17 protein-coding genes are annotated in these 15,276 nt (G+C 59.7%); 15 read left to right on the plus strand and 2 right to left on the minus strand.

Features of this window, described 5'->3' with window-relative positions; translation table 11 throughout:
• Positions 1-56 precede the first annotated feature (56 nt).
• The 7 genes from ACZRMH_RS09705 (at position 57) to ACZRMH_RS09735 (ending at position 4,691) form a co-directional block, all read left to right on the plus strand.
• Positions 57-1,037 (plus strand): threonine dehydratase, encoded by a 981-nt coding sequence (locus ACZRMH_RS09705; RefSeq protein WP_464013241.1) that lies wholly within the window; start codon positions 57-59, stop codon positions 1,035-1,037.
• A gap of 14 nt (positions 1,038-1,051) precedes the next feature.
• Positions 1,052-1,507: an N-acetyltransferase family protein gene (locus ACZRMH_RS09710; protein ID WP_464013242.1), complete on the plus strand. Its 456-nt coding sequence runs from the start codon at positions 1,052-1,054 to the stop codon at positions 1,505-1,507.
• A gap of 26 nt (positions 1,508-1,533) precedes the next feature.
• Positions 1,534-1,935, plus strand: a complete 402-nt coding sequence (locus ACZRMH_RS09715) for a hypothetical protein (RefSeq protein WP_464013243.1) — start codon at positions 1,534-1,536, stop codon at positions 1,933-1,935.
• A gap of 125 nt (positions 1,936-2,060) precedes the next feature.
• Positions 2,061-2,405 (plus strand): hypothetical protein, encoded by a 345-nt coding sequence (locus tag ACZRMH_RS09720; RefSeq protein WP_464013244.1) that lies wholly within the window; start codon positions 2,061-2,063, stop codon positions 2,403-2,405.
• Between the two features lie 43 nt (positions 2,406-2,448).
• Positions 2,449-3,003 (plus strand): UPF0149 family protein, encoded by a 555-nt coding sequence (locus ACZRMH_RS09725; protein ID WP_464013245.1) that lies wholly within the window; start codon positions 2,449-2,451, stop codon positions 3,001-3,003.
• 106 nt (positions 3,004-3,109) lie between these two features.
• The gene (locus tag ACZRMH_RS09730) at positions 3,110-3,790 is read left to right on the plus strand and encodes a GNAT family N-acetyltransferase (protein WP_464013246.1); all 681 of its coding nucleotides are present in this window, start codon (positions 3,110-3,112) and stop codon (positions 3,788-3,790) included.
• A gap of 49 nt (positions 3,791-3,839) precedes the next feature.
• Positions 3,840-4,691, plus strand: coding sequence for a CAP domain-containing protein (locus ACZRMH_RS09735; RefSeq protein WP_464013247.1), 852 nt, complete (start codon positions 3,840-3,842; stop codon positions 4,689-4,691).
• A gap of 79 nt (positions 4,692-4,770) precedes the next feature.
• On the opposite strand, the gene mqo is transcribed toward ACZRMH_RS09735, so the two are convergent.
• On the minus strand, positions 4,771-6,417 hold the full coding sequence (gene mqo / locus ACZRMH_RS09740) for a malate dehydrogenase (quinone) (protein ID WP_464013248.1): 1,647 nt from the start codon (positions 6,415-6,417) through the stop codon (positions 4,771-4,773).
• Positions 6,418-6,829: 412 nt separating this feature from the next.
• Between mqo and ACZRMH_RS09745 the strand changes: the two genes are divergently transcribed.
• From ACZRMH_RS09745 to ACZRMH_RS09755, 3 genes are all read left to right on the plus strand, one after another.
• The gene (locus ACZRMH_RS09745) at positions 6,830-7,201 is read left to right on the plus strand and encodes a hypothetical protein (RefSeq protein WP_464013249.1); all 372 of its coding nucleotides are present in this window, start codon (positions 6,830-6,832) and stop codon (positions 7,199-7,201) included.
• A 3-nt stretch (positions 7,202-7,204) separates the two neighbouring features.
• Positions 7,205-7,387, plus strand: coding sequence for a DUF1289 domain-containing protein (locus ACZRMH_RS09750; protein WP_095018063.1), 183 nt, complete (start codon positions 7,205-7,207; stop codon positions 7,385-7,387).
• Positions 7,388-7,532: 145 nt separating this feature from the next.
• Positions 7,533-8,003, plus strand: coding sequence for an FAD/FMN-containing dehydrogenase (locus tag ACZRMH_RS09755; protein ID WP_464013250.1), 471 nt, complete (start codon positions 7,533-7,535; stop codon positions 8,001-8,003).
• Between the two features lie 32 nt (positions 8,004-8,035).
• Here ACZRMH_RS09755 and ACZRMH_RS09760 read toward each other — a convergent pair whose 3' ends face one another.
• Complete coding sequence (locus tag ACZRMH_RS09760; protein WP_464013251.1) at positions 8,036-8,734, minus strand: HAD-IA family hydrolase; 699 nt, start codon at positions 8,732-8,734, stop codon at positions 8,036-8,038.
• Between the two features lie 180 nt (positions 8,735-8,914).
• Between ACZRMH_RS09760 and ACZRMH_RS09765 the strand changes: the two genes are divergently transcribed.
• The 5 genes from ACZRMH_RS09765 to aroE all read left to right on the plus strand — a co-directional run bounded on the left by ACZRMH_RS09765 (position 8,915) and on the right by aroE (position 15,261).
• Complete coding sequence (locus ACZRMH_RS09765; protein ID WP_464013252.1) at positions 8,915-9,454, plus strand: sigma-70 family RNA polymerase sigma factor; 540 nt, start codon at positions 8,915-8,917, stop codon at positions 9,452-9,454.
• Positions 9,447-10,406 (plus strand): FecR family protein, encoded by a 960-nt coding sequence (locus ACZRMH_RS09770; RefSeq protein WP_464013253.1) that lies wholly within the window; start codon positions 9,447-9,449, stop codon positions 10,404-10,406. Before ACZRMH_RS09765 ends, ACZRMH_RS09770 begins: the two co-directional genes overlap by 8 nt.
• Positions 10,407-10,502: 96 nt before the next feature.
• The gene (locus ACZRMH_RS09775; protein WP_464013254.1) at positions 10,503-13,433 is read left to right on the plus strand and encodes a TonB-dependent receptor; all 2,931 of its coding nucleotides are present in this window, start codon (positions 10,503-10,505) and stop codon (positions 13,431-13,433) included.
• Positions 13,434-13,506: 73 nt separating this feature from the next.
• Entirely contained in the window at positions 13,507-14,316 is an 810-nt protein-coding gene (locus tag ACZRMH_RS09780; protein ID WP_464013255.1) for an energy transducer TonB, read from the plus strand.
• A 129-nt stretch (positions 14,317-14,445) separates the two neighbouring features.
• Entirely contained in the window at positions 14,446-15,261 is an 816-nt protein-coding gene (gene aroE / locus ACZRMH_RS09785; RefSeq protein ID WP_464013256.1) for a shikimate dehydrogenase, read from the plus strand.
• Positions 15,262-15,276 lie beyond the last annotated feature (15 nt).

Consider the following 15,276-nt stretch of genomic DNA (forward strand, 5'->3'; position numbering starts at 1 on the left):
CCATACAATGCGTTGTGCCTAGAATCGAGTCAAATCCCCCTCGATGATGGTGCGCCATGTTTGATTTGAATGCCCTTCGCCTTGCCGCTCACACCGTGCACCAGACCCTGGCGCCTACACCGCAACTGGCCTGGCCTTTGCTGGCTGAGCGCATGGGTTGCACGGTATGGGTCAAACATGAAAACCACACCCCCACCGGTGCCTTCAAAGTACGCGGCGGCCTGTTGTATGTGCAGGGTTTGCTGGCCCGCGAACCGGGTACCAAAGGCCTGGTCACCGCCACCCGTGGCAATCACGGCCAAAGCCTGGCGCTGGCGGCTCGCAGCGTGGGCCTGCCGATCCGTATCGTGGTGCCGCAAGGCAACTCGGTGGAAAAAAACGCCGCCATGCGGGCGCTGGGGGCAACGGTGATTGAATGTGGCCAGGACTTCGATGAAGCCCGGGCCGAAGCAGCAACACTGGCGCAAACCCATCAATGGCATCTGGTGCCCGCCTTCCATCCTGACCTGATTCGCGGAGTCGCCACCTATGCGCTGGAGTTGCTCGAAGCCGTAGAAGAACTGGACACAGTGTATGTGCCCATCGGCATGGGATCGGGGATTTGCGGATTGATCCAGGCCCGCGACCTGTTGGGTCTGAACACCGAGATCGTCGGGGTCGTGTCCAGCCACGCCGATGCTTTTGCACAAAGTTTCGAACAGGGTCGCGTGGTCTGCACAGACTCTGCGCGTACTTTCGCTGACGGTCTGGCCTGTCGTCAGCCGTTGCCCGAAGCGCTGGAAATTATCGCCAAAGGTACGGCGCGAATCATTCGGGTTAGCGATCAACAGATCGCCCACGCAATTCGGGTCTACCATGAAACCACCCACAACACCGCCGAAGGTGCCGGGGCCGCGGCACTGGCCGGGTTGATCAGCGAGCAGTCGCGCCAGCAGGGCCGACGGGTTGCGCTGATTCTCAGCGGTGCCAATATCGACCGCCAGCTCTATGCCTGGATTCTCGCCGAAGGCGCAGCACCCACAGGCCAACCGCAATAGAGCAAGGAGCCTGTATGCAGTACCTGATTCGCCGTGCCATGCCGGTCGATGCCCAAGCCATCAGCAAGGTGGTGATCGCCGCCTTGCGCGAATCCAATGCACGGGACTATTCCCCCGAGGTGATCGCCCAAGTCGAGCAGAACTTCTGCCCGGCCTCGATTATGAAGTTGATGCAGCAGCGCCAGATGTATGTGGCCATACTCGAACAACATGTAGTGGGTACTGCCAGCCTGGATCAGACGGTGGTGCGCAGTGTTTTTGTCAGCCCGCACCATCAGGGCCGTGGCATAGGCCAGCAATTGATGGCGCGGCTCAAGGAAGCGGCCATTGTTGCGCAAGTTGAAGAACTGCGGGTGCCCTCCTCGCTGACCGCTGAATCCTTCTATGCACAACTGGGCTTTGCGAAAGTGCGCGACGAGTTCCACGGGGCCGAGCGCACCATAATCATGGCCCTGCGTCTGGACGACTAAATCCCGGGGCAGCTATGCTGAGGCCAATGAGTCCTTCAGCGACGCTTCGTTCACCCTGCCCACCCGGCGCCTGCATCTGCGAGCGGGAACAACTGTTGGCAACGCCTGAATCGGATCTGCGCATTTTCAGCCTCACACGCCAGGCTGAAAAGGTGTTGCTGGAGCGGCTGGAAAACATCCAGAGTTTCGATGATCTGGAACATATGCAGCGGCGCATGCACGAACAACTGGGCATCAAGGTGCTGATCGACCCCGGCGTCACCGAAGTGCGTACCATGCGCGGCATTGCCATACGCCTTGCCGAACAGCCGGGCCTGTGCCGAAAAACCCGGCAATCAATTCCGGCCGCGATTCGCCGGGCTTTGGAGAAACGACCTGAAATCGCCTTTAGAGTACTGGATGGTCACGGCTTGTTTCGCGACCCTTGAATCAGCTCTGACAAGGGCTTTAACCCCTAAAAAGGTTATAATTTGCTATATATGAACAAATTCGCTTGCCATAACCCGAATCGCTGCCCTATAAGCGCGTCTTTTAAATTACTAGAGTCATACTAATGAGTGCCGGATTCACCGAGGACGACATGCGCAGAGCGCTCGGCCTTGATCTGCCTGCTGCCCCGGTTCAACCTGAAGTTGAGCCCGCCCCTGCCAAAACCACCCCGGCTCCGAAAAAAGCTGCGGCACCTGCCAAAGCACCATCACCTGTGCCGAAAAAGCGCAGCGGGCCGATCCTTCGCGTCACCATGCGCGTGACCAAGGTGTTTGACGGCGATGAAAGCCTGTTTGTCCACGACTCCAAGGATTTGAGCCGATTTAACGCCGAGCAAGAGGCTAAAAAAGCCCTGGCCAAGGCTGGCTTTAAATACTTTGAGCTCGAGTCTATCGTTTCAGTGGACTGACCACAGGCCGCCCGCTTTGCCGCCCCAGCCAAGGAACCCGAACATGCAATCGCAACCCCTGAATGCCAGTGACTTCGAAGTGATCGAAAACACGCTGCTCAAATACGGCGACGATCACTCTGTCCTCAACCCTTCAGAACTTGACGGCTATTTCACTGCTCTGGTTTCGAGCCCGACGCGGGTGGATATTGCCGACTGGTTCCCGGCAATCTGGGGCGGTCAAAACCCCGCCTGGCAAACCCCTGATGAGGCCAAGCAGTTCATCGAGTTGAGCGTGCGCCATATCAATACCCTCGCCCGCCAGCTGGCTGAAGACAGCAGCGCATTCACTCCGCGTTTCGAGCAGACCGAGCATCTGGGCCAGGACGTGACCCTGGCGGAAGAATGGTGTTTCGGTTACACCCGCGCGGTGGCCATCAGCAACTGGCCAGCACTGCCCGTACCGCAAGCCATGCTTCTACAAGCGATTGCAGACTGCGCCGAACAGGACAACTTTGAACTGCCCGAAGATCTGGACGTGGCTGCTCATCAGCAAAGCGTTGCTGCCATTGCTCCGGCGGCGCGGGCACTGCATGACTTCTGGTTGAGTCAGCGCTGATCGCCCACCCCTTGTAGTCGCTGCCGAGGAACGAAGGCTGCGAGCCTTTAAAGATCAAAAACTCGCAGCCTTCGTTCCTCGGCAGCGACTACAGAGATTTAGCACCATGACCACCCTCACCCATTTCGATACTCCGGTCAGCGAGCCGATCAACAGCCAGATACTACAGTTGGTGGTCGACCACCTTACCGATATCAGTGCGATGGAAATCGCACCGAGCAACCTGCTGTACAGCATTTACCAATACGCCATTGGCTTTGAGGTGCATCTGTATCTGCAGGCACTGGGCGGGGTCAAGGGCATTGCCGTCGAGCTGATTGTCGCAACCGATCCGCAAGACCCGCAAAAGGTCACCGGCTTCGCCCTGTACTTGCCGTTCAAGGATGATCCACAAGCCTGCGGCATTGCCTATATGGCGGAACTGGCCAGCCATCGCCACCTGGGCGTGACCCGGGCAATGGTCGAGGAAGTGGTGCGCCGCTATCCGCATACCGAACTGACCTGCAGCGTATCCAACGTCCCGGCGTTTGAAGCCATGGGCCTGCACGTGATCGGCAGCCGTGGCCCACAAGTGCTGATGAACACCCGCGAGTACAGCAGCGATGGCCTGATGGGCGTGCTCGACGTGGCCGCGATCTACAACTCCACGGAAGTCCGGCAGATCCACACCTACCTGCTGCAGCGCAACGGCAAGAAGGCCATGCTCGACGCCGAGAAAAAGCGCGATCGCCAGATCGACCAGTTGACTGCCAAGGCCAACGCTTTCGTTGCCCTGGCAAAAGACTAAAAAGCTGAAATAACGCATGATGGGCGCACTCCGTTTAGAGGGACCCACTATGCGTTCTCACTTTACCCTGGCCCATCTAGGTGCCTTGACTCTGGGGCTGACGTTCAGCGCTGCGGCGTTGGCCAGCGAAGAGTCGCAACTGATCGAGTCGATCAACGCCTACCGCAGCCAGATCCAGCTGTGCGCGGGCCAAGCGTCGCAAGAGTTGCCGCCACTGGCGGCCGACACCCGGCTGGTGCTCCCAGCCAGCAGCTTCGGCGACTTGCAGCAAGCACTTGCCCAGGCGGCCTACCCGATGGTCAACGTGCAAGCAATCAACCTGTCCGGCCCCCGGGATGCCCTGGCCGCCATGAAGGCCGTGCAGGAAAGCTTCTGCCGCGTGGTGCTGGACCCGCAATTTGTCGATATCGGCGTCAGCCATGACCAGCGCGACTGGCGCATCGTGCTGGCCCGCCCGTTGCTGACGGCACGTTTGGGCGACTGGCAGGCTGAAGGCCAGAAAGTCCTTGAACTGCTTAACAGCGCCCGCACCCAACCCCGCCAATGCGGCACCCAGGCCTTTGCCCCTGCCGCACCACTGACCTGGAACGCCACTCTGGCAACTGCTGCCGAAAGCCATTCGCGGGACATGGCCAATAACAACTACTTCGACCACAAAGGCCGCGATGGCAGCACCCCCGGGGACCGTGCGGAACTGGCAGGCTATATTGCACAACAGATCGGCGAAAATATCGCGGCCGGGCAGGACACCACGCGCAAGCTGGTGGATGGCTGGCTGGCCAGTCCTGGCCATTGTGCCAACGTGATGAACCCTGAGTTTCGCGAGCTGGGAGCGGCCTATGCGGTAGACCCAAAGAGTGACGCGGGGATTTACTGGACGACCCTGTTCGGGACCCAGTGAGGCAATGCGGGGAGAGTGACTAGAGAGGTAATGCGAGGTAAAGCAACCCCGCCCGACCAGTGTCGGGCGGGGTTATTTTTTACAGCGCCATATCAGCCGCTGGATTGCTTGGGGCAGGCTTGGCCGGCTCCGCAGCAGGTGTTGCAGTGTGGGTTGCAGCCGGGATTGCCGGTGGCGGAGTCAATTGCAGGACTTCAGCCGTGTAGGCCCACTCTTGAGCTACGCGATCAGGATCACCGTTAAGCTTGGTGCCGTAGCTAGGCACGATCTGGTGCAGCTTGGCTTGCCACTCAGGGCTTGCAACCTTGTCCTTGAACACGGTTTCAAGCACGGTCAGCATGATCGGTGCTGCGGTGGATGCGCCAGGCGAAGCGCCCAGCAGACCGGCAATGCTGCCATCTTTGGCGCTGACAATCTCGGTACCGAGTTTCAGCACGCCGCCCTTCTCTTCGTCACGCTTGATGATCTGCACGCGCTGACCGGCCTGCCACAGACGCCAGTCTTCGGACTTGGCGTTCGGGAAGTACTCTTTCAGAGCGTTGAAGCGATCTTCGTCCGACAGCATCAACTGGCCGGCCAGGTACTCAACCAGTGGGTACTGTTCGATACCGACTTTGGTCATTGGCCAGATGTTGTGGGTCGTGGTGCTGGTCAGCAGGTCGAAGTACGAGCCTTCTTTCAGGAACTTGGTCGAGAAGGTGGCGAACGGGCCAAACAGGATCACGCGCTTGCCGTCCAGCACGCGGGTGTCCAGGTGCGGAACCGACATCGGTGGTGCGCCAACCGAAGCCTTGCCGTAGGCTTTGGCCAGATGCTGCTGGGCCACGGTAGGATTGTCGGTTACCAGGAACGAGCCACCCACCGGGAAGCCAGCGTATTCACGGGCTTCAGGAATGCCGGACTTCTGCAGCAGGTGCAGGGCACCGCCGCCAGCGCCGATAAACACGAACTTGGCGTCGGTCTCGGTTTTGCTGCCGTCTTTCAGGTTTTTGTACACCACACGCCATGAACCATCTTCATTGCGCTTGATGTCTTCGACTTCGCTCGACAGTTTCAGCGAGAAGTTAGGCTTGGTCTGCAGGTAAGCCGCGAACTGGCGCGTAATTTCGCCGAAGTTCACATCAGTACCGATCGGAGACCAGGTGGCCGCGACTTTCTGGTTGGGGTCACGCCCTTCCATCATCAGCGGAACCCATTTATTGATCTGCACCGGGTCTTCGGAGTACTCCATGCCCGCGAACAGAGGGCTGGCCTGCAGGGCTTCGTAGCGCTTCTTCAAGAACTTGATGTTGTCATCGCCCCACACAAAGCTCATGTGCGGAGTTGAGTTGATGAACGAGCGCGGATCTTTCAGTACGCCGTTCTTGACCTGCCACGACCAGAACTGACGCGACACCTGGAAAGCTTCATTGATTTCAATGGCCTTCGGGATTTCAACGTTGCCGTTCTTGTCTTCCGGCGTGTAGTTCAACTCGGCCAGGGCCGAGTGCCCGGTACCGGCGTTGTTCCAGCCGTTGGAGCTTTCCAGTGCAACACCATCGAGACGTTCAATCATCTCCATGGACATGCCAGGTTCCAGCTCGTTGAGCCAGACACCCAGGGTAGCGCTCATGATGCCGCCGCCAATCAGCAGTACATCGACGTGTTTAGGCTCGGCAGCGTGCACGGAGGTAATCCCCATGCTCAGTGCCAGGCCCAGTAGCCCCTTGTTCATTTTTTTAAACATTTTGTAGTACCTAAGATAAAACGCCATCTGCCCGACACACGATGCCTGAAGTCCTTTGACCCACCACAGACGGTCACCTGCAATCGAGCCACACTTCAAACCCCGAACGGGCAGATATATAAGGCCTGTGCACGTTACAGACCTCACTCTATGTACCTTGGGCGCTGATCTCTTGTTGGTTTTGGCTTCAGCTACTTGGGTAACATTTTGGGTACAGCGGATGCGACTCCCTTGATGTCCGGCCTGCTCGCGGCTCCTTCCGGGGAACCTGCGTGGACATGACGCTCCAGGGCGGCCAGCCGACTAACCGCGACATTCTACCTCAGGTGGCACTCTGGGCGAAGCAGCAGTAGCCAAGCCCTGCGCTCAGGTATAATCGCGGTTTTGCCCCGCCTATCAACAGGATTCACCCATGTCTTTAAGCAAGCGCACCCAGGCCCAGATCGACCGTCGCCTGATCACCTCCTTGACCGAAGCCTGCGAAACGGCCAAATCACAGATCCCGGGCTTTGCCTGGCTCACCCATGTGGTCGACTACGAAGCCTTCCCTGCCAGCCTGAAAGTAGTATGGGTATTCGATACGCAAGCCAGCAAAGACTTCGCCCTGGCCGATGGCGAGGCCCGCTTTATGGGTGAACTGACGGCCCAGGCGCTGGCTGATGCCGGGGTGAAGGTGCGCAATGGCTCGGCCCATGTCTATTTCGATTCCGAAGAAGAATGCCAGCGCAGCTGCGGCGGCAACTGGCCCAAGCGTCTGGCGCAAAAACAGACCGGGCGCAGCTGAGCCGTGGCAAAAGACATTGAAAACCCGTGCATCGCGGTGTGCCAGCTAAGTGGCGAGCTCTGCGTGAGTTGTGGCCGTACCCGGGAAGATATTCGCAAATGGCGAGGCATGAAGCGCCCGGAGAAAATGGCCGCTGTGCAGCGCGCCAGCGCACGGCTCAAGAGCCTGCGCAAAAAGAACGGCTAAGCCCTTACGCCAGATGTTGCGCTTAGCCATAGAGCATTTTGTAGCTAAATGCGTCTCAGACCTTTTACCTGATGCTGTGGGATACCATACCGGCCATGCCTGAAACCTGTCAGGCCAGAACCATTAACTGAAGGGGTATCAAACGGTGAGAATTGCACTAGTGCTGTTGTTGAGCGCGTTTTCCATGCTGGCCCAGGCCGCGAATATCGGCGAACGCCTGACACCCTGGACCCTGCAGGATCAGCATGACCAGCCCTACACCCTGGACGATAAAACTCAGGTGCTGCTGGTGGCACGCAATATGGACGGCTCCAAGCTGGTCAAGGCCGCACTGGAAAACCAGGCCAAAGGCTACCTGGAGGCGCGCAATGTGGTGTTCCTTGCCGATGTGCAGCGCATGCCTTCGCTGATCGGCAAATTTATCGCCATCCCGGCCATGCGTGACTACAGCTACCGCGTAGTGCTCGACCGCGACGGCAAGGTGGCGGCCAACTATCCGGGCGCTGAAGACAAAGTGTTGTGGCTGCAACTGGACAACGGCACGCTGGTTTCACAGGAGGAATTTGCCACCGCTGACGAACTGCGTGCCGCGCTGGAAAAACTGCCGGTGCAATGATCGTCCTGTAGCCGTTGACGAGCTCAGCGAGGCTACGTCCGGCTGCGCATCGGCGGCAAACCATAAGCCGCCAGATCAAACTCGGCAAGCTGACGAATGATCTGATCGGCATGCGCGTACTTGCTGTCAGCCATAGCCTCATCCGGCACGGCGATGGCGGTCATGCCTGCGGCTTTGGCAGCCGTCACGCCAAAAGGCGAATCCTCGAACACCAGGCACTCTTGAGGAGCAACCCCCAGGCGCCTGGCCGCCGTCAGGAAAATATCCGGTGCAGGTTTGGCGGCCCCTACTTCAGGGTCGTCAGCGGTGACGATGGTGTCGAACAGGTCAAACCACTCACCGTGCAAGGTGGTCTTGTCAGCAAAGGAATGCTGCGACGAACTGGTGCCCACCGCAATCGGGATATGGTGCGCCTTCAAATGCCGCACCAGTGCTTCGGCCCCAGGCATGCCGACGGCCTTGGGGAAGCGTTCCTTGAGCAACGGCTCGCGCACAACCAGAAATTCCTGCGCGCTGATCGGCAAGTCCAGGGCCTTGACCAGAAACCCGGCCAGGTCCAGGGCACCACGGCCGATGATGTGCTGCTTGATGCTCCAGTCATAAACACGACCGTAGCGTTCGGCGATGATCTGCGTGACTTCGGTGTAAATCCCCTCAGTATCCAGCAACAACCCGTCCATATCAAAAATCACGGCCTTGATCGGGCCGACAGCAGCACGCGGTGTAGTCATCACAACAAATCCGTTGGCAGGAAGGATTCAGCACCATAACGGTCCGGCCTGCATAAATGCCAGCAAGATCAGAAATTCATTCGATCCCGGTGGGCGCCACAGAAAACGCTATTGATAATTACTCTCAACTAGATTAACGTCGCCGCGCTTTCAGGCTCTCATTTGCTGTTGAGTTTTGCTGTGACTGATAACGCCGCCAGGCTGCAACTCTATCTTGCCCACCGCCCCGCTCTGATCAACTACGCCAAAGTTGTGGTGGGCGAGCGCGCACGCGCCGAAGATGTGGTGCAGGACGCATTCCTGCGCTTTTGCGGCGCAACCGATGATCCGGTGGAGCAGCCACTGGCGTACCTGTACCGCATCGTGCGCAACCTGGCGCTGGACGCTGTACGTCGCCAGGCCACAGAAAAGCGCCAGCAGCAAATGCCGGCGCAATGGATGCGGCCGGGCCAGGAGCTGTCCCCGGAGCAACGGGTAGTACACGGTGACGATGCCAGTCGCATTGCCGCGACCCTTGCCGGCCTGCCGGAACAGATGCGTATTGCGGTAGAGATGCACCGCCTTGGTGGTTTCACGTTGCAGCAAACCGCCGATCATCTCAATATCTCGCTTTCCACCGCTCACCGCCTGGTCAGGGATGCCATTGCGCAGTTGGCCTCAAGCGTCGCGACCCTCGACCTTGCCCCCGGCGCGCACAGTAAGGAACGCCCGTATGCATAACGCCCTCCTGCCCCGCAATGTCTCGGCAAAAAGCCTCGAAGACGCTGGCCAGTGGCTGCTTGAACTGCAAGACCATCCCCAGCGCTTCGATGATTTCGACCGCTGGCTGCACAGTGACCCGGAGCATTTCGAGGCCTGGGCCCAGGTCAATCACGCCTGGGAAGCGCTGGCCCAAAACCCCGCCACAACCACTCAACACTGGCCACAGGCACCCGCCCCGGTAGCGATCCGCCGTCCGCGCCGGCAATGGCTGGCGGCAGCCTGCATCAGTGCCCTCGCAGTGAGTGCCGCGCTAGTGTTCAACCCCGCCTGGCGCGCCGACTACAGCACCGCCACCGGCGAAACCCGCGAAGTCACCCTGAGCGACGGCAGCCGCCTGACCCTGGCCCCGCAAAGCGCGGTCAATGTGAGCTACAACGACCAGCAGCGCGAGGTCACGCTGGTGCAGGGTGAGGTTTTTTTCGACGTCATGCATGACGCCAGAAAGCCCTTTGAAGTGCGCAGCGATAACGACGTGATCCGTGTTTTGGGCACCGCATTCGATGTGGCCCGGCGCGATAACGGCCTGAGCGTGGAGGTCAGCGAGGGCACCGTGGGTGTCAACCGCCAGTATCGCCTGAGCGCCGGACAGCGCTTGTGGATCGACCGCAAAAGCGGCATCGCCAGCCAGTCACTGGTGGTGCCTGCCGAGGTCGCGGGGTGGATTAACGGCACGCAGTTTTTCGAAAATGTCAGCGTCGCCCAGGTGGTAGAGCAACTGGACCGCTACCAGCAGGGCTGGATCGTGATCGATGACCCGGCACTGGCGCAAAAGCGCGTGACCGGCCTCTACGACATGCGTGACACCCGCCGCGCCCTGCAAGCGCTGGTGGCACCGATCAACGGAGAAGTGCGCCAATACTCATCTCTGCTCACAGTGATTGGCAGCAAAAAAACCTCCGCTAAAAAATAATTGCATCATTGATGAAAAAAATCCCTGAGGTGTTCGTCTTTGTAGCTCCCAGTATTGCGAATGACTCGCAATACTAATTACAAAAGGCGAAGAAACATGGGTAACCGATCACCCGCTGTGCACTCCAAAGTACCGGTAGCACTGGCCGTACTGTGCGTGGCGATCAATAGCGCAATTTTCCAGCCTGGCCTGGCAATAGCAGCAGAGCCAGGGGTTGTGCAGCGTGATCAGGCTACCCGTTACTTCGACATTCCCGCGCAATCGATGACCACCGCCCTCAGCGCTTTTGCCCGCCAGGCCAACCTGCAACTGGGCCTCGAAGCCGGGCTGGTAAATGGCCTGCAAAGCCGCCCCGTCAAGGGCAACTTCAGCCAGGAGTACGCCCTGCAACAATTGCTCGGTGATGCCCCGGTAAGCTGGACAATCGACGGCCAGCGCAGCCTGATCCTCAGCCCCAGGATTCAGGCCGGTGCAGGCATGGACGACGATCTGGACGAGTCCGAACTGCTCGGCCCCGTCACCATCAAGGGTGGCCAGACCAGCCGCCTCACCGGTGCTGCTGCGCAGGTTTACACCAAGGCCGGGTCGAGCGTGTTTATCTCCGGGGAAACCATCAACCGCTTTCGCGGCTCCTCCCCGGCCGACATCCTCAAGGGTGTGCCCGGCGTGCAAACCGGTGACACCCGCAACGGCGGCGCGCTGGACGTCAATATCCGTGGCATACAGGGCCAGAGCCGGGTGCCGGTGACCATCGACGGCAGCCAGCAAGCCATCGACGCTTATCGCGGTTACGGCGGCATGCAGCAGCGCAGCTATATCGACCCGGATCTGATCAGTGAAATAACCGTCGACAAGGGCCCGAGCCTGAGCGCCGACGCAGCCGGTGCGATTGGTGGCATGGTCAAGATGAAAACCCTGCAGCCCAAGGATATTCTCAAGGACGGCGAAACCTTCGGCGTACGCCTCAAGGGTGATATCGCCAGCAACAGCGTTGACCGCCCCAAGGAGTACAACGCAACCCCGCGCAGCGCCAGCAACAACATTTTCGACCCCCAGGCCCACTCCGCCAGCATTGCCTTTGCCAGCACCAGTGACACCGTGGATTTTGTCGGCGCCTACTCCCAGCGCGAGAGTGGCAACTACTACGCGGGCAAAAAAGGCTTCAAGAAATATCAGGTTTACCACCAGGTGCGGCGCTGGGACTCGGCCAGCAGAAAGTACGTCTATGTGACCGAAGAGGCCAACGGCCCGGCCAAGGTGTTCAAAGCCGGCAACGAGGTGCTCAACACCTCCACCGATACCGAATCGGTGCTGCTCAAGACCATTATCAAACCGACCCCGGACCAGGCGCTGGAACTGGCCTACCGTTACACCGACGGTGAATACGGCGAAGTCATGCCGTCGCGGATCATCCGCAACAAGACCGGTACCGTGCCGCAGTGGGAACCAGGCACCATGCGCATCAACGCTTACACTGCGCGCTACACCTACAAGCCTGAAGACAATCCGCTGATCGACTTCAGCGCCAACGCCTGGGCCACCAAGGCCCAGAGCGAAGCGTACAACGGTTTGAGTACCGTCACCCCGCTGTTCGGCGATGCCGGCGCACCTAACCAGTTGACCGAAGACGGTTATCAGGATGCCCTGCGCAACCGCAGCAAGGACAAGCGCTGGGGCCTGGACCTGAGCAACACCTCGCGCTTCGACACCGGGATCGGCAAACTGGCCTGGTTCTATGGTGGTTCGTATCAGCAAGAAGACCTCGGCGCCGACGACAACTCGCCGGTACTGCAATCAGACCTTGAGCAAAACCGCTTTATCCGCAGCGGCGAACGTCAGGAAGGCAGCCTCGTCAGTTCCCTGGAATGGGCCCCGATCAAGCCCCTGACCTTTACAGTGGGCGGCCGCTACAGCGAGTTCCACAGCAAGGACCACAACCGCCAGGCCAGCCCCGCCACATTCGGCACCCGCCCGGTGCGCTGGACCTGGCTGTACAAGGGCAGTGACCGCATCGGCTATGTGTACTGGCGCCCGGACGCCCAGGGCAATTTCACCCAGGACTCGCTCAATGCCACGCCGTACAAAAAAGGTACCGTGGGCAATACCGGCTACGACCGCATTGAAGCCAATGACACCGAGCAACAGAAGTACGCCACCAGCTACAGCTACGCCAAGCCCATTGAGCGTCGGGATCACGCCTTTACGCCGTCGTTCAGCGTCAAGTACGACCTGACTGAAGCCAGCTTCCTGTACCTGAGCTACAGCGAAGGCGTGCGCATGCCGAGTCTGTTCGAGTCCACCCTTGGCCTGTTCACTGCTGCCGTGCCGGGGGCCAGCCTCAAGCCTGAACACAGCAAGAACTGGGAAGTGGGCGCCAGCACCCTGAAAAACGACCTGTTCTTTGACGGCGACACCGCCGCCGCCAAACTGGCTTATTTCAACAACAAGATCGAAAACTACATCACCCGCGACTACCTCGACATCAGCGCCGGCAACCTGCAGAACGTCGACAGCTTCACGGTCAAGGGCGTAGAGCTACAAACCAGCTATGACATGGGCAGGGTGTTCACCGACGTGTCCGCGACCTACTACCTGAACGCCAAGACCTGTGCCCCGGACCTGGCGCAAAAACTGCGTGACGACGGCACACCGACACCTGATTGCGTCGACGGTGGCTTCCCCGGTTCTTACACCAACACCCAGAACCCGCCCAAGTACTCGGTCAACACCACCATCGGCAGCCGCTGGTTTGACAATAGCCTCGTGCTGGGCGGGCGCATGGTCTACAACAGCGCACCCACCGCCAAGCTGAATAAACCGTGGAACGACGGCATCACCACCAACCAGATCTACTACCAGAAATCGGCGATCTTCGACCTCTTCGCCAGCTACGAAATCTACAAGGGCACCCAACTGGACTTCGGTGTGCAAAACCTGACCAACGTGTACTACCTCGACCCGCTGGCACAGAGCTTTATGCCCGCACCGGGCCGCACGATACGCACGGGGCTGACGGTCAAGTTCTGACCCGCGACTTTGCTTGAAATACGGGATGCCCTGATCGGCGTCCCGTTTTACGTTGATCAACTTTGATGAGCTCATGACTTCCGAACCCTCGCCATCCGCCATCCCTGACTATCTGAATCAATCGCGCAAAACCTTGTGGAGTGTCGCGACGCTGATCACCCTGGGCCTGTACGCAGGCATTACTGCCTGGTGGCTGCACAACTCACCCACGGCGCTGGCCCAGGCCGCACCGGCGGCGATGATGATTGAACTGGCCGCCACGCCCGTGGCCCAGGCCGTGACCGAAGACTTGCAGGTGGCGCCAGATAAAGTGGTGCAACAGCAGCAAAGCACCCCGCTGCCAAAACCGCCCAAAGAGGCCGTTAAAAAAGTCACTCCCGTCACCCGCCCGACCCCGGCCAGGCAAGCATCCTCCCCGCTCAGGGACGCTGCCAGCGGCTCCTGGTCAACCACCCCCGAGCATGCCCCGCAGTTCCAGGCCCCGGCGAAAAGACAGGACGAACAGGCGGCCTCTTCTTCTGCCACCACTGCCCCGCCCAAGCTTGATGCGCAACCGGCCCGCACCACCGCCGCCAGCCAATCGTCACGGGGCAGTGCCGACCCGGCGCAGCAAGTTCAATGGGAAGCGCAACTGCTGGCCCATCTGGAGCGTTTCAAACGCTACCCGCAAAATGCTCGGGACCGCGGCGACCGTGGGGTGGCGTACCTGCGGTTTGAGATTGACAGCGATGGCAAGGTGCTCAGCACGCGGATCGTGCGCTCTGCCGGTTTTACCGAGCTGGACCAGGCGACCCTGGACATGATCAACCGCGCCTCTCCCGTGCCGCGCCCGCCAGAGGGCAGCAAGCTGCGGTTTACCGTGCCGGTAGTGTTTGCCAGGTAAAGAACCGCAGATTACCTGGTGATCATGATCGGTGATCACGGCATCAGCATATACGATTGGCGTACTGGGCTGCAGGGGTTGAAAGTGGGCTTATTGCCCCACTCATAAATCCAATCCAAGGAGGCACGCATGCCCCAGTCCCTGCCAACCCTGTGCGGTTCGATCATGGGCGCGCCGTTTTCCCTCTCGGCAAAAATCCACAACGCAGCCTACGCCGCCCTTGGTCTGGACTACACCTTCGTCTGTTTTGGCGTTGAAGATCCGATTGGCGCAGTCGCGGCCATCCGGACACTGGGGGTGCGTGGCATGAACGTATCCATGCCTTACAAGAGCACAGTGATGGAGCACCTGGATGCCATCGACGAATCCGCCCTGGTAATCGGTGCGGTCAACACCATCAACAACATTGACGGCGTACTGACCGGCTACAACACCGACTATCTGGGCGCGGTTCGGGCCCTGCAGGAAGTCTGCGAGCTGAACAACCAGCGTATCGCCGTGATCGGTGCCGGGGGCGCGGCGCGGGCCGTGGTCTACGGCTGCCTGCAAGCGGCAGCCCGGGTCACGGTGTTCAATCGCAGCAGCGAGCGCGGCAAGGCTCTGAGCAAAGAACTGGGGGCGCAATGGGGTGGCAGTGTCGAGACCTTTGCGGCCCGGGATTTTGACATCGTGATCAACGCCACTTCCGTCGGTTTCAAGCAACCCGGCAGCAACCCGCTGGATGGCCTGCTGGCCAGCCACCTGATTGTCATGGATGTGGCGTTTATCCCGGTGCACACCGCCCTGCTCCTGCAAGCCGCGGCACTGGGCTGCCGCACCGTGCCCGGCACACGCATGCTGGTGCATCAGGCGTGTCGGCAAATCGAGTTGTACACCGGCATGGACGCTCCAATCGACGTCATGGAACAGGCCATGCTCGAGGAAATACAGAGGTTGAAACTGTAAGAAACCCTGCTGCCT

The organism is Pseudomonas sp. B414 (assembly GCF_055408445.1).

Coding starts and splice junctions, on each gene's coding strand:
- ACZRMH_RS09705 (WP_464013241.1), top strand. CDS start 57: ATGTTTGATTTGAATGCCCTTCGCCTTGCCGCTCACACCGTGCACCAG.
- ACZRMH_RS09710 (WP_464013242.1), top strand. CDS start 1,052: ATGCAGTACCTGATTCGCCGTGCCATGCCGGTCGATGCCCAAGCCATC.
- ACZRMH_RS09715 (WP_464013243.1), top strand. CDS start 1,534: ATGAGTCCTTCAGCGACGCTTCGTTCACCCTGCCCACCCGGCGCCTGC.
- ACZRMH_RS09720 (WP_464013244.1), top strand. CDS start 2,061: ATGAGTGCCGGATTCACCGAGGACGACATGCGCAGAGCGCTCGGCCTT.
- ACZRMH_RS09725 (WP_464013245.1), top strand. CDS start 2,449: ATGCAATCGCAACCCCTGAATGCCAGTGACTTCGAAGTGATCGAAAAC.
- ACZRMH_RS09730 (WP_464013246.1), top strand. CDS start 3,110: ATGACCACCCTCACCCATTTCGATACTCCGGTCAGCGAGCCGATCAAC.
- ACZRMH_RS09735 (WP_464013247.1), top strand. CDS start 3,840: ATGCGTTCTCACTTTACCCTGGCCCATCTAGGTGCCTTGACTCTGGGG.
- mqo (WP_464013248.1), bottom strand. CDS start 6,417: ATGTTTAAAAAAATGAACAAGGGGCTACTGGGCCTGGCACTGAGCATG.
- ACZRMH_RS09745 (WP_464013249.1), top strand. CDS start 6,830: ATGTCTTTAAGCAAGCGCACCCAGGCCCAGATCGACCGTCGCCTGATC.
- ACZRMH_RS09760 (WP_464013251.1), bottom strand. CDS start 8,734: ATGACTACACCGCGTGCTGCTGTCGGCCCGATCAAGGCCGTGATTTTT.
- ACZRMH_RS09770 (WP_464013253.1), top strand. CDS start 9,447: ATGCATAACGCCCTCCTGCCCCGCAATGTCTCGGCAAAAAGCCTCGAA.
- ACZRMH_RS09775 (WP_464013254.1), top strand. CDS start 10,503: ATGGGTAACCGATCACCCGCTGTGCACTCCAAAGTACCGGTAGCACTG.
- ACZRMH_RS09780 (WP_464013255.1), top strand. CDS start 13,507: ATGACTTCCGAACCCTCGCCATCCGCCATCCCTGACTATCTGAATCAA.
- aroE (WP_464013256.1), top strand. CDS start 14,446: ATGCCCCAGTCCCTGCCAACCCTGTGCGGTTCGATCATGGGCGCGCCG.